This window comes from Streptomyces sp. NPDC034049, from assembly GCF_055575575.1.
In genome coordinates, this window is sequence record NZ_JBVISJ010000004.1 from 223,321 (window position 1) to 235,469 (window position 12,149).

Sequence of the window (12,149 nt, forward strand, 5' to 3'; positions counted from 1 at the left end):
AGGACCTCTCATGAAGCAGCAGAAGCGGCACTCCGTCGTCGACAGCCCCTACGGCCCCCTCACCCTCGTCGCCGACGACGGTGTCCTGTGCGGCCTCTACATGACCGACCAGCGCCACCGCCCGCCGCAGGAGGGCTTCGGGGCACGCGACGACACGGCCTTCGGCGAGGCGCGGGAACAGCTGGAGGCCTATTTCGGCGGCGAGTTGCGGCAGTTCACGCTCGAACTCCGGCTGCGCGGCACCCCGTTCCAGCGTCAGGTCTGGGAACAGCTCGTCCGGATCCCCTACGGCGAGACCCGCTCGTACGGCGAACTCGCGGGCGCCCTCGGCAACCCCAAGGCGTCCCGCGCGGTCGGTCTGGCCAACGGCAGGAACCCCGTCGGCATCATCGTCCCCTGCCACCGCGTGGTCGGCGCCGACGGCAGCCTGACCGGATACGGAGGCGGCACGGAACGCAAACAGCGCCTGCTGGACTTCGAACGGGGCGCGGCACTCTTCTGAGGGGCCCGGCCCCCGGGCCCCTCAGTCGCTCTCCGCGCGGATCCCCCGCAGCACCTCGGGCAACGCCGTGCCGATCGGCTCCCGTACGACCTCGTCCGCCAGCTCGTCGTACGGGGTCGGCTCGGCGTTGACGATGATCAGGCGGGCCCCGTGGTCGGCGGCGACGCCGGCCAGCCCGGCGGCGGGCTGCACCTGGAGGCTGCTCCCGACGGCGATGAAGATCTGGCAGGCCTTGGTGATCGCGACGGCCTCGCCGAGGACCACCGGGTCCAGGCGCTCGCCGAACATCACGGTGGCGGACTTCAGCACGCCCCCGCACTCCAGGCACGGCGGGTCGTCCTCACCGGCCTCGACCCGGGCGAGCGCGTCCTCCATCGGCATCCGGGCATGACACCCGACGCACACCACGGACCGGGCGGACCCGTGCAGTTCCAGGACCTTGCGGGCCGGCATCCCGGCCAGCTGGTGCAGCCCGTCCACGTTCTGTGTGATCACCCGTACCGGCACCCCGGACCGCTCCAGCTCCGCCACCGCGCGGTGCGCCACGTTCGGCTCGGCCCTCAGGGTCCGGTTCTGCCGCCGCATCTGCCACGAACGCCGGCGGATCTCCGGATCCCCCATGTAGTACTCGTACGTCACCAGCTTCTCGGCCTCCGGATCCCGCCGCCACAGCCCGTTGGGGCCCCGGTAGTCGGGGATGCCGGAGTCGGTGGAGATGCCTGCGCCACTGAGGAGGGCGACGAGGGGCTTGTTCATGGGGCGAGCGTAGGTCGGCTGTGCGGCCGGGGCGAGCGGATATCGGCGGGGCGGGGTCAGGGGGAGGGCAGGCCGTAGGTGCGGTCGTAGTGCTGGGCGACCAGGACGCCGCTGTGGTCGCAGGCGAGCTGCCAGTCGTTGACGCCGGTCTCCAGGCCGTCGGTGAAGTTCCACAGGAGTCCGCCCTTGGCGGCGTCGATCGCGTAGAAACCGTTCTTGTTCTTGTAGGCGGTGACGTAGACCGCGTCCGGGCCCGCCGTGATCGGCTGGTCGATGTTGAGGCGCGGGGTGGGGCAGAACCAACGGCGGGCACCGGTACCGGCGTTGAACGCGTACACACCGGCGGGATCCGTGCCGGTGACGTAGACGGTGTTGCCGTAGCCGCCGAGCGAGGCGAACTTGCCGCGTTCCGGCTTCACCCGCCAGCGGAGCTTGCCGTCGTTGAGGTCCAGGGCCTTGAGCTCCTGGCCGATGGCGAACACCGTGCGGTTGACGACGGCGAGCCCCGGCCGCAGGTCGTAGCCGACCGGGTGGCGCCACAGGACGCCGGAGCTGTCGGTGTCCCGGACCGTGACGTTGCGCAGTCCGTCCGCGTAGACGAAATAGCCGGGCAGGATGACCGGCGCCAGCTTGACGCCGACGTCCTCCGGGCTGATGGGGATCACCTCGGCGCGGCGGGCCGCGAGGTCGACGCCGAAGACGGTGTCCGTGGACGTCGCGACGCCCTGCTCGTCGGACTCGCGCCGCAGCCGGACGCCGATGACGGAGACGGCCCGGTCGTCGACGGCGCCGAGCAGGGTGGTGAAGCGGAAGTCCGGCCCGAAGTCGACGGTGAAACGTTCCGTTCCGTCGACCGGGTCGACCCCGATCACCGTCGACCCCTCGCCGAGCGCGATCACCGCGTCGAAGGCGAACACGGCCGGGGTGGGCGACTGGCTGATGCCCTGGTAGACCCATCGGGGCCGGGTGCCGTCCTTGAGGTCGAGGCAGAGCAGGTCACCCGGGCGGGTCTTCACCAGGGCCGTGCCGTCGTGGAAGACGGCGGGCGCCTGGAGCAGCGGGCCGCCGCGGTAGGTCCACAGCGGCTTCGGGGCCGGGCCCGCGGGGTCCGTGGACCGCACGGTCGGCTTGCTGCGGCGGCTGAGCACCAGGCCGGCCCCGACCGCGGCCGCGGCGGAGCCCGCCGACACGGTCAGGACCGTACGCCGCGAGGGACCGGGCCGCGGTACGGCACGACGGTGCCCCGAGGCGCGGTACGGCTCCGGGTCGCCGGGGGCGGGACGCGGGCCCGCGCCCGCGGAGGGCACGGCCGCGGAGGACGACTCGCCACCGGTCCGGCCCGCACCGCCGTCCGCGCCGTACCTCCCGCTCCCGGAGTACGGCCCGCTCTCGCCGTACCCGCCGATCGTGTCGGCCCGGCCGTACCCGCCGTCCCTGTCGGCCGGCGGCGCCCCGGCCGACAGGCCGGGGGAGCCGTCGTACGGGCCGCCGGAGTCGCACGCCGGCGGAGTGCCCGTGGCGGCGGGCGCGCCCTCATGTTCGAAGCCGTAGGCCGCCCGGTCCCGCCGCGCGTCGTACGCCGCCCGCTCCGGCCCGGGCGCGTGGGCGAGACGTTCCCGCTGGAAGTCGTACGCGTCCCGCTCCCGCACGGCCTCGGTGGAGCGCAGGACGACCGGGCCGTCCGGCCCGCTGTCGAGGGTCTGTACCGCCGCCGCGCGCAGGGCGATCGAGGAGGCCACCGACGGGGGCAGCCAGCCGTCGGCCGCCGGCTGCTCCACCCCGCCGGGCGCGCAGGCGGCGGCCAGCTTGTCCGGTGTGATCCGCAGCCGGGGGTCCTTGGTGAGACAGAGGTTGATGATCTTGTCGAGGGGCTCGGGCACACCCCTCAGATCGGGCATGCTGTGCACCACCTGGTACAGGAGCGTGGCCACCGCGCTGCCGCTGAACGGGGCGTGCCCGGACGCGGCGAACGTGAGCACCGAGCCCAACGAGAAGATGTCCCCCTCGGGGCCCAGCGGCTCGCCCGTCGCCTGCTCGGGGCACATGTACTCGAAGGAACCGAAGAGCGCGCCCGAGCGGGTGAGGTCGTAGCCGTCGCTCGCCCGGACGATGCCGAAGTCGATGACGCGCGGCCCGTCGGCGGCGAGCAGCACGTTGGAGGGCTTCAGGTCGCGGTGCACCAGCCCGGCCGCCTGCACCGAGATCAGCGCCTCGGCGATGCCGGCCCCCAGCACCAGCACCGACTCCACCGGCAGCGGGCCGTGCGCGGCGACCGCCTCGGCCAGGGTGGGGCCGGCGATGTAGTCGGTGGCCAGCCAGGGGATGGGGGCCTCGGGGTCGGCGTCGACGACGGGCGCGGTGTATCTGCCGCCGACCGCCCCCGCGGCCTCCACCTCGCGGCGGAAGCGGATGCGGAAGTTCTTGTCCCCCATCAGCTCGGGGCGGATGGCCTTGACCGCGGTGGTCCGCCCCTGCGGGGAGCGCGCCAGATAGACCCGCCCCATCCCTCCTGCGCCGAGCCGTGCCACGAGACGGTAGGGACCTAGCTCCTCGGGATCGTCTGAGCCCAGTGGTTCCATGACCTCAGCTGCCTGTTCGGTGATGACGGGCGAGAAACGGCCCGCAGGTGGGGGGAGACCGACTGCTCCGGGCGGCTCCCGGTGACCGTTTCCCCAGGGGCTCCGGATCTCCCGGCGCCACGGCCCGCGCCCGGGCCGCCGGTCACGGGTGTCCCGAGTGCTGCCCCGGTCACCGAGCGGGGCAACGAGGCACGATCGCTCGGACGGGGGTGACGTCAGCCTAGATGCTGGAGTGACGAACGGGCAGGGTTTTCAGCCAGCGCTTTAAACTTCCATTAAGTGGCAGGTTCACACACTTCACGTTCCGTACAAGGGGAGTTGACGTGACGTCAGCTGACTCCTGTCAACAGTGGTCGGCGACCGGACGACTCCGCCGTGGCCGATCCTCGCCCGGTCTCAGGCCACCCGCTCACCGTTCTCCAGCTCGGCCGGGCCCGTGCCCTCCGTCAGCGCGTCGAGGGCGGCGAGCACCCGCCGGCCGAGCGGTCCCAGGAGGTATTCCGGCAGTTCGGCACGCGGGACGAGCCGCCACGACAGCAACTCCTCCTCCTGCAACCGGATCCGCTTCAGATCCTCCTCGTCGAGCACCCCGCCGTCGTACACGTACGCCACCAGCGGCGGCCTGCCCACCCCGGGCACCCAGTCCACGGCGAGCAGCCGCCCCGGCTCGACGTCCAGCCCGATCTCCTCCAGGGTCTCGCGCCGGGCCCCCTGCCTCGGGGTCTCCCCGTCGTCCGACTCGATCGTGCCGCCCGGAAGGGCCCATCCCTCGCGGTAGTTGGGCTCGACGACGAGCACGCGCCCCTCGGCGTCACGGAAGATCGCGGCGGCACCGGCGAGGACACGGGGCAGGCTCGCGATGTACGCGGCGAAGTCCGAAGTGGTCATCCGCCCAGGGTAGACGGGCCGCGAAAGGCGGGAAATCGGCGCCAGGGGCGCGAGGACCGGCGCTCAGGAGCCGAACGTCTCCGCCAACCGCACCGTGCGCTCCGCGAGTTCGCTGATGCGCACCCCGTCGAAGCCGAACACGGCGCTGCGCACGGTGTCCTCCAACGGGTCCTTCCACCGGTCCGGGATCGCCGCCGCCCCGCACAGCACACCCGCCACCGAACCGGCGGTGGCCCCGTTCGAGTCGGTGTCCAGGCCGCCGCGGACGGTCAGCGCGAGGGTGCGGGTGAAGTCGCCGTCGCCGTACAGCAGCCCGGCCGTGAGCACGGCGGCGTTCGGCACCACGTGGATCCAGCCGAGCCCGGCCGTCTCCTCGCCCACCGTCGTCAGCGTCTCCTCCCAGGCGAGTCCGGCCTCGTGCAGCGACACGACCCGCCGCACGGTCCGGGCCAGACGGCTGCTCGCGGGCACCACCGCCAGCGCCTCGTCCAGGGCCGCCCGCGCCCCCGGCGCCGTGAACGCCGCCGCGATCAGGGCCGCCGCCCACATCGCCCCGTACACCCCGTTGCCGGTGTGCGACAGCACCGCGTCGCGCCGGGCCAGCGAGGCCGCGCGCCGGGGCAGGCCCGGGGAGGTCCAGCCGAAGACGTCGGCCCGGATGAGGGCGCCGATCCACTCCTGGTACGGGTTGTCGTAGGTGGCCGTCAGCGGCGGCTTCAGTCCGCTCGCGAGGTTGCGGTAGGCCGCCCGCTCCGCCGTGAACGTCTGGAGGTACGGCAGCCGCAGCAGCCACAGGTCACCGACCTGCTCGGTGCTGAAGCCGAAGCCGTGCGTCTCCAGCAGGTGCAGCCCGAGGATCGCGTAGTCCACGTCGTCGTCGCGGCAGCTGCCGTGGATCCGGCCGCGTACGCAGTCCCGCCACTCCGGCCGCAGCGCGACCCCGTCGCTCTCGCTCACCGGCTCCGGGAGGTAGTCGGTGAGCGGGAGGGCCCCGGCCTGCCGCAGATAGCGGTCGATGCGCTCGCGGGTCCACACCTCCCCCTGCTCCACCGGCTTCCCGAGCATGTTCCCCGCGATCCGGCCCAGCCAGCCCCCGAGCACACGGTCGGCGAGCTCGGCACCGACCGGGGGCGCGAGAGGGGTCGTGGTCGTGGGCGTCATGTCCGAAGGTCTACCCGTTTCCGCCCGATTCCGCGCATGACGGCCCGCCGGGGGCCGGCGGAACCCGCTCGGGGCGGGTGTTCGCTGGGCGGGACGGGGCATGACGTACCGGGGCCGGGCCGGTTAGGGTCACAGCGGCGCGACTGCCTTGACGTGCGCAAGGCCCGATGAGCGAGGGGAACGCTAGGTGGCGAACGCCGCAGTGGACGGGATCGACACGTCCGGCGACAAGGACACGGCCGGCGACACGGGCACGGCCGGCGACACGGGCACGGCCGATCCGCGGGTGCTGATCGCCGCGGACAAGTTCAAGGGCACGCTGACGGCCGTGGAGGTCGCCGAGCGGGTCACGGCGGGCCTGCGCCGGGTCCGGCCCGGCCTGGAGGTCGAGGCGCTGCCGGTCGCCGACGGCGGCGACGGCACGGTGGCCGCGGCGGTCGCGGCCGGTTTCGAACGCCGCGAGGTACGGGTCGCGGGCCCCCTCGGCGAGCCGGTCACCGCCGCGTACGCGCTGCGCGGCGACACGGCCGTCGTGGAGATGGCCGAGGCGAGCGGGTTGCAGCGCCTCCCCGCCGGGGTCTTCGCACCGCTCACGGCCTCCACGTACGGCTCCGGAGAGCTGTTGCGCGCCGCGCTCGACGCGGGTGCCCACACGATCGTGTTCGGCGTCGGCGGCAGCGCGACCACGGACGGCGGCGCGGGCATGCTCGCGGCGCTCGGCGCGCGCTTCCTGGACGCGGCGGGGGAGCCCGTCGGGCCCGGTGGCGGAGGCCTGCGCGACCTGGCGACGGCGGACCTGTCGGGCCTCGACGAGAGGCTCGCGTCCGTCGACCTCGTCCTGGCGAGCGACGTCGACAATCCGCTCACGGGCCCCAAGGGCGCTCCGGCCGTGTACGGCCCGCAGAAGGGCGCGAGCCCCGAGGACGTGGCGACGCTGGACGCGGCCCTGACGCACTTCGCGACCGTCCTGGAGAAGACGGTGGGCGCGCGCGCCGCCGAGCACGCCCTGGCCCCCGGCGCGGGCGCCGCGGGCGGCATCGGCTACGGCGCCCTCGTCCTCGGCGCCCGTTTCCGCCCCGGCATCGCGGTCATGCTCGACGTCCTCGGCTTCGCGCCGGCGCTGGAGAAGGCCACGCTGGTGATCACCGGCGAGGGCTCCCTCGACGAGCAGACCCTGCACGGCAAGGCTCCCGCCGGGGTCGCGGCGGCCGCCCGCGCCGCCGGCAAGGAGGTCGTCGCTGTCTGCGGCCGCCTGGCCCTCCCTCCGGAGGCGCTGGGGCGTGCGGGCATCCGCCGAGCGTATCCGCTCACGGAGATCGAACCGGACGTGGAGCGCTGCATCGCGGATCCGGGGCCGATCCTGGAACGGGTGGCCGAACGGATCGGCCGGGACTTCCTCACCTGACCCCTACGGCAGGTGGATCAGATTGCCGTCGAACTCCCTGAAGTAGCTGCCGCTGCTGAGGCCCTCCACCTTGCCGTTCTTGAACCACTGCCTGGAGAAGCGGTGGATGTCCTTGGCGACGGTCTCCCACACCAGGGAGTGGCCGGAGCCCTCGAAGCAGAACATGAGCTTGCGAGGGCCCTTGACGGCCGTGTAGAGGTCCGGAACGGAGAAGTGCAGGATGTCGGGCATCGGTGTCTGTGTGACGGCTGTCCTGTCCAGTTCCCCGTAGAGGATGAGCACGGGGACCCTGTCGCCGAGCACGTACGTGCCGTCCTTCTTGTACGGCGCGGTCTGGTTGTTCCAGCCCCACCAGTAGGTGTTCCGGTACCGCAGGACGCCCTCGGGTTCGCCGTTCACCATGGGGCCCCACTTGCTTCCGAGGGGGTCGTTCTCCATGCAGGCGGCCCACACGCGATCGGCGATGCCCTCCTCCCACAATGCGGGGGTACTGGTCAGCGACTGCGTGAAGCCCCTCTTGCTGGCCACGTGCATCGGGAATCCGAACAGGTGGGCCGGCTTGCCGACGGGCAGTGTCGCGGCTTCCTGAGGGCGTCCGAAGGGGGCGTCGGGGTTGCCGGACCATCGTCCTCGCGGCGGGAACATCGGAGCGAGCAGGAACAGGCTCTCGACCTCCTCGGGATGCTTGAGGGTGTAGGGGCCCATGACGAGCGCGGCCGCGGACCAGCCGACGAAGCGGATGCGCTTGTCCACGCCGACCTGGGACTTGATGAACTTCACCACCGTCGCCAACTCCGCCTCGTCACTCTCCGAGCTGCCCAGCTCCGACGGGTACGTGGGCTTGCCGGTCGCCGGGATGGTGTGGTCGACGAGGACCGCCTGCTGCTGCGCGGGGTTGGCGTTGTACGGATTGTCCATCTGCCCCGGACGGGGCGACCGGCCGGAGCCCTGGAGGTCCAGCAGGAAGACGTCGTAACCGGCCGCCGCCAGTTCCTGTGCCCAGCTGTACCGGTTGGGGTCGCCCCCGGGTACGTGCGCGAGGTCGGAGCCCGGCAGCACCGGCACGCTCCTGCCGTGCAGCATCAGCACCGGCTCGCGGTCCTGCGCGTGGCCGTTGCCGTGGGTGCCGTCGTACTCCCGGACGGGCAGCTCCAGTACGTGGCCTTCCGTCGCCGGAACCGTCGACGTGTGCTTGACCTTGTGCTCTCTGTACGCGGTCATGCCCTCCTCCTGACGCTCGAAAGGTGTCAAGTGATGCGAAACCACCCCCCCTTTCCACCGTCCGCCTCTTCCTCACCCCCAGCAACTGGAGCCCCACGCGAGGTAGTTGACCTCTCAAGGGCAAAGAGCGACGCCCTTGAACGCGAAACGGGTGTGGCCCGAGCCGTGTCGGCTCGGGCCACACCCGCCAGTACGGAAGCGAAGGTCAGGGCAGCTGCGCCGCCCGCGCCTCGCGACGGTTGTCGCGGAAGTTGTTCACACGGCGCGCCGTGGCGAAGAGCGGGATGACCGCGCCCATCACGAGCTGCAGGGCGCAGCCGGTCTGGAGCAGGAGCTGACCGCCGGGCGCGTCGAACGCCCAGGCCGCCAGCAGGCCCATCGCCAGGACGATCCAGGTGAGCACCGCCCCCGCGAGGGGACCCCGCGGCTTCGGGTACTCGACCCGGCTCACCATCAGCCACGCGACGCCGACGATCGCCAGAAGGGTCGCCACGAAGGGCAGCTCCAGGAGCACGATCGAGATGACCGTGAGCGCGCCGAACGGCGACGGCATGCCCTGGAAGGTGCCGTCCTTCACCGTCACGCAGGAGAATCTCGCGAGCCTCAGCACCACCGCCAGCAGCACGACGATCGCCCCCACCGCCGCCACCCGCTGGTGCGCGTCGTCCGCGACCATGCCGTAGACGAGGACGAAGTACGCCGGCGCCAGGCCGAAGCTGATCAGGTCGGAGAGGTTGTCCAGCTCCGCGCCCATCGGCGAGGAGCGGAGCTTGCGCGCCACCAGCCCGTCGAACAGGTCGAAGATCGCCGCGCACAGCATCAGGATCACCGCGGTGGCCGCGCTGTGCCGGGCCATGCCCGACTCCTGGCTGCCGGTGAGGTGCGGGATCAGGATGCCCGTGGTGGTGAAGTACACCGCCATGAAGCCGCACGTGGCGTTGCCCAGGGTGAGCGTGTCCGCTATCGACAGGCGGAGCGACAGCGGCATCTCCTCCGCGTCGTCCTCCACCTCGTCCACGTCGGGCACCCAGCCCGCCCCGGTCTGGCCGGGTTGGGTCTCCGGATCAGTCACGGTCAATGCGAGTCACCCCAGCCACGGTCTTCTGGCCCACCTCGACGTCGATCTCCACACCCTCGGGCAGGTAGATGTCCACACGCGAGCCGAAGCGGATCAGCCCGATCCGGTCACCCTGCTCCACCTTGGTGCCCTCGGGGATGTACGGAACGATGCGGCGAGCCACGGCGCCGGCGATCTGGATCATCTCGATGTCACCGAGTTCGGTGTCGAAGTGCCAGACGACGCGCTCGTTGTTCTCGCTCTCCTTGTTGAACGCCGGCACGAACCCACCCGGGATGTGCTCCACGGACGTCACCGTGCCGGAGAGCGGCGCGCGGTTGACGTGGACGTTGAGCGGGCTCATGAAGATCGCGACGCGGGTGCGTCCGTCCTTCCACGGCATGATGCTCTGCACCACTCCGTCGGCGGGCGAGATGACCCGGCCCTGGGCGATCTCACGCTCGGGGTCGCGGAAGAACCACAGCATGCCCGCCGCCAGCGCGGTGGCGGGTACGGCCACGGCGCGCGCGGCGCCGGAGCGGCGCGAGCGGGCGAGGCTGAGTGCTGCGGTGGCGACGGTCGGGAGAAGCCACGGCGATGCTCCGCGCGCAAGACGTACGCCTGCCAGGCTGTCGCGTGGTGCAGAGGTTTGGCTGTGGGGCATGGATGACCTTCGTAGCGGATGATGCCGCGCGGTGACTGGGGACGGCGGCTTTCACGGGATCGTACCGGTCGCGGACCGCAACTGGGCAAGCCAGGAAGCCGAGTCGACGACCGAAGCGTGCTGACGGGGTGTGATCTTCTTCTCGAAGAAAACACCCCGAACCAGACATCCGACCCTGGACCAACCGCGTGCTAGCCCTGGAATCGATACTCTTCGAGCAGTCGACGACCGATGATCATTTTCTGGATTTCGGCGGTACCTTCACCGATCAGCAGCATCGGCGCCTCGCGGTAGAGGCGCTCGATCTCGTACTCCTTGGAGAAGCCGTAACCGCCGTGGATCCGGAAAGCGTCCTCGACGACTTCTTTGCAGTATTCGGAGGCGAGGTACTTCGCCATCCCTGCTTCGAGGTCGTTTCGTTCGCCCGAGTCCTTTTTGCGTGCTGCGTTGACCATCATCGCATGCGCGGCCTCGACCTTGGTAGCCATCTCGGCCAGCTTGAACTGGATCGCCTGGTGCTGGGCGATCTGCTTGCCGAAAGTATGGCGCTGCTGGGCGTACTGGACACCGAGCTCGAACGCACGCTGAGCGACACCGCAGCCACGCGCGGCCACATTCACCCGGCCCACCTCGACGCCGTCCATCATTTGGTAAAACCCTCGGCCCGTGGTGCCGCCGAGTACACGATTGGCCGGAATGCGCAGTCCGTCCATGATGAGCTCGGTCGTGTCGACGCCCTTGTAGCCCATCTTGTCGATCTTCCCGGGAATGGTGAGGCCGGGGCGGACCTCTCCGAAGCCGGGCTCCTTCTCGACGAGGAAGGTCGTCATCGACTTGTGGGGGGCCGTGCCCTCCGGGTGTCCTTCGTCACTTCGGACGAGAACGGCGACGAGCGTTGACGTCCCGCCGTTCGTCAGCCACATCTTCTGACCGTTCAGGACGTACTCGTCGCCGTCCTTGACCGCCTTCGATGTGATCGCCGACACATCCGAGCCGAGCCCCGGCTCCGACATCGAGAAGGCGCCCCGGACGTCGCCGGCCGCCATCCGCGGCAGGAAGTGGTCCTTCTGCTCCTCGGTGCCGTGCTGCTTCAGCATGTACGCCACGATGAAGTGCGTGTTGATGATCCCGGACACGGACATCCAGCCCCGGGCGATCTCCTCCACGCACAGCGCGTACGTGAGGAGGGACTCGCCCAGACCGCCGTACTCCTCGGGGATCATCAGGCCGAACAGGCCCAGCTCCTTGAGCCCGTCGACGATCTGCTGCGGGTACTCGTCCCGGTGCTCCAGCTCGGTCGCGACCGGGATGATCTCCTTGTCCACGAAGTCACGGACGGTGGAGAGGATCTCCCGCTGGACGTCCGTGAGGCCGTGGGTCTGGGCGAGTCGTGCCATGGCTACTTCTCCTGCTCCCTGAGCTCGGGGCGGCCCGGCTGCTCGCCGCCGCGCTCCTTGATGTAGGTCTCGGTGGGCACCATGACCTTGCGACGGAACACACAGACCAGCGTGCCGTCCTGCTTGTAGCCCTTGGTCTCCACGTACACGATGCCGCGGTCGTTCTTCGACTTGGACGGCCACTTGTCGAGCACGGTCGTCTGGCCGTAGACCGTGTCGCCGTGGAAGGTCGGCGCCACGTGGCGCAGCGACTCGATCTCCAGGTTGGCGATCGCCTTGCCCGAGACGTCCGGCACGGACATGCCCAGCAGCAGCGAGTAGATGTAGTTCCCGACCACGACGTTCTTGCCGAAGTCCGTCGTCTTCTCGGCGTAGTTGACGTCCATGTGGAGCGGGTGGTGGTTCATGGTGAGGAGACAGAAGAGGTGGTCGTCGTACTCCGTGACCGTCTTGCCGGGCCAGTGCTTGTAGACCGCCCCGACCTCGAACTCCTCGTAGGTGCGTCCGAACTGCATCGCG

Annotated in this window: 11 protein-coding genes; 2 read left to right on the forward strand and 9 right to left on the reverse strand. The window is 70.9% G+C overall.

Features of this window, described 5'->3' with window-relative positions:
- Nucleotides 1-10 precede the first annotated feature (10 nt).
- Nucleotides 11-502, forward strand: coding sequence for a methylated-DNA--[protein]-cysteine S-methyltransferase (locus ACZ52C_RS14215; RefSeq protein WP_469074988.1), 492 nt, complete (start codon nucleotides 11-13; stop codon nucleotides 500-502).
- A gap of 21 nt (nucleotides 503-523) precedes the next feature.
- Here ACZ52C_RS14215 and ACZ52C_RS14220 read toward each other — a convergent pair whose 3' ends face one another.
- The 4 genes from ACZ52C_RS14220 to ACZ52C_RS14235 form a co-directional block, all read right to left on the reverse strand.
- Nucleotides 524-1,258 (reverse strand): SIR2 family NAD-dependent protein deacylase, encoded by a 735-nt coding sequence (locus ACZ52C_RS14220; RefSeq protein WP_469074989.1) that lies wholly within the window; start codon nucleotides 1,256-1,258, stop codon nucleotides 524-526.
- 56 nt (nucleotides 1,259-1,314) lie between these two features.
- Nucleotides 1,315-3,762 (reverse strand): protein kinase domain-containing protein, encoded by a 2,448-nt coding sequence (locus ACZ52C_RS14225; protein ID WP_469074990.1) that lies wholly within the window; start codon nucleotides 3,760-3,762, stop codon nucleotides 1,315-1,317.
- A 471-nt stretch (nucleotides 3,763-4,233) separates the two neighbouring features.
- The gene (locus tag ACZ52C_RS14230; protein WP_469074991.1) at nucleotides 4,234-4,725 is read right to left on the reverse strand and encodes an NUDIX domain-containing protein; all 492 of its coding nucleotides are present in this window, start codon (nucleotides 4,723-4,725) and stop codon (nucleotides 4,234-4,236) included.
- Nucleotides 4,726-4,788: 63 nt separating this feature from the next.
- Nucleotides 4,789-5,886 carry an ADP-ribosylglycohydrolase family protein gene (locus ACZ52C_RS14235; RefSeq protein ID WP_469074992.1) on the reverse strand — a complete coding sequence of 366 codons (1,098 nt, stop codon included), beginning with the start codon at nucleotides 5,884-5,886 and terminating at the stop codon, nucleotides 4,789-4,791.
- Between the two features lie 286 nt (nucleotides 5,887-6,172).
- On the opposite strand from ACZ52C_RS14235, the gene ACZ52C_RS14240 reads away from it, so the two are divergent.
- A complete protein-coding gene (locus ACZ52C_RS14240) occupies nucleotides 6,173-7,291 on the forward strand; it encodes a glycerate kinase (RefSeq protein WP_469075340.1) in 1,119 nt (372 codons plus the stop codon).
- Nucleotides 7,292-7,294: 3 nt separating this feature from the next.
- On the opposite strand, the gene ACZ52C_RS14245 is transcribed toward ACZ52C_RS14240, so the two are convergent.
- From ACZ52C_RS14245 to ACZ52C_RS14265, 5 genes are all read right to left on the reverse strand, one after another.
- Nucleotides 7,295-8,512 (reverse strand): alpha/beta hydrolase, encoded by a 1,218-nt coding sequence (locus ACZ52C_RS14245; protein ID WP_469074993.1) that lies wholly within the window; start codon nucleotides 8,510-8,512, stop codon nucleotides 7,295-7,297.
- A gap of 205 nt (nucleotides 8,513-8,717) precedes the next feature.
- On the reverse strand, nucleotides 8,718-9,539 hold the full coding sequence (gene pssA, locus ACZ52C_RS14250) for a CDP-diacylglycerol--serine O-phosphatidyltransferase (protein ID WP_033529828.1): 822 nt from the start codon (nucleotides 9,537-9,539) through the stop codon (nucleotides 8,718-8,720).
- Nucleotides 9,540-9,576: 37 nt separating this feature from the next.
- Nucleotides 9,577-10,233 (reverse strand): phosphatidylserine decarboxylase, encoded by a 657-nt coding sequence (locus tag ACZ52C_RS14255; RefSeq protein ID WP_078531507.1) that lies wholly within the window; start codon nucleotides 10,231-10,233, stop codon nucleotides 9,577-9,579.
- Nucleotides 10,234-10,424: 191 nt separating this feature from the next.
- Nucleotides 10,425-11,630 carry an acyl-CoA dehydrogenase family protein gene (locus ACZ52C_RS14260; RefSeq protein WP_469074994.1) on the reverse strand — a complete coding sequence of 402 codons (1,206 nt, stop codon included), beginning with the start codon at nucleotides 11,628-11,630 and terminating at the stop codon, nucleotides 10,425-10,427.
- Nucleotides 11,631-11,632: 2 nt separating this feature from the next.
- Nucleotides 11,633-12,145 carry a MaoC family dehydratase gene (locus ACZ52C_RS14265; protein ID WP_469074995.1) on the reverse strand — a complete coding sequence of 171 codons (513 nt, stop codon included), beginning with the start codon at nucleotides 12,143-12,145 and terminating at the stop codon, nucleotides 11,633-11,635.
- Nucleotides 12,146-12,149 lie beyond the last annotated feature (4 nt).

What these genes read in the sequence shown, in the direction of transcription:
- ACZ52C_RS14215 (WP_469074988.1), top strand. Translation starts at nt 11, where the DNA reads ATGAAGCAGCAGAAGCGGCACTCCGTCGTCGACAGCCCCTACGGCCCC.
- ACZ52C_RS14220 (WP_469074989.1), bottom strand. Translation starts at nt 1,258, where the DNA reads ATGAACAAGCCCCTCGTCGCCCTCCTCAGTGGCGCAGGCATCTCCACC.
- ACZ52C_RS14225 (WP_469074990.1), bottom strand. Translation starts at nt 3,762, where the DNA reads ATGGGGCGGGTCTATCTGGCGCGCTCCCCGCAGGGGCGGACCACCGCG.
- ACZ52C_RS14230 (WP_469074991.1), bottom strand. Translation starts at nt 4,725, where the DNA reads ATGACCACTTCGGACTTCGCCGCGTACATCGCGAGCCTGCCCCGTGTC.
- ACZ52C_RS14235 (WP_469074992.1), bottom strand. Translation starts at nt 5,886, where the DNA reads ATGACGCCCACGACCACGACCCCTCTCGCGCCCCCGGTCGGTGCCGAG.
- ACZ52C_RS14245 (WP_469074993.1), bottom strand. Translation starts at nt 8,512, where the DNA reads ATGACCGCGTACAGAGAGCACAAGGTCAAGCACACGTCGACGGTTCCG.
- ACZ52C_RS14255 (WP_078531507.1), bottom strand. Translation starts at nt 10,233, where the DNA reads ATGCCCCACAGCCAAACCTCTGCACCACGCGACAGCCTGGCAGGCGTA.
- ACZ52C_RS14260 (WP_469074994.1), bottom strand. Translation starts at nt 11,630, where the DNA reads ATGGCACGACTCGCCCAGACCCACGGCCTCACGGACGTCCAGCGGGAG.
- ACZ52C_RS14265 (WP_469074995.1), bottom strand. Translation starts at nt 12,145, where the DNA reads ATGCAGTTCGGACGCACCTACGAGGAGTTCGAGGTCGGGGCGGTCTAC.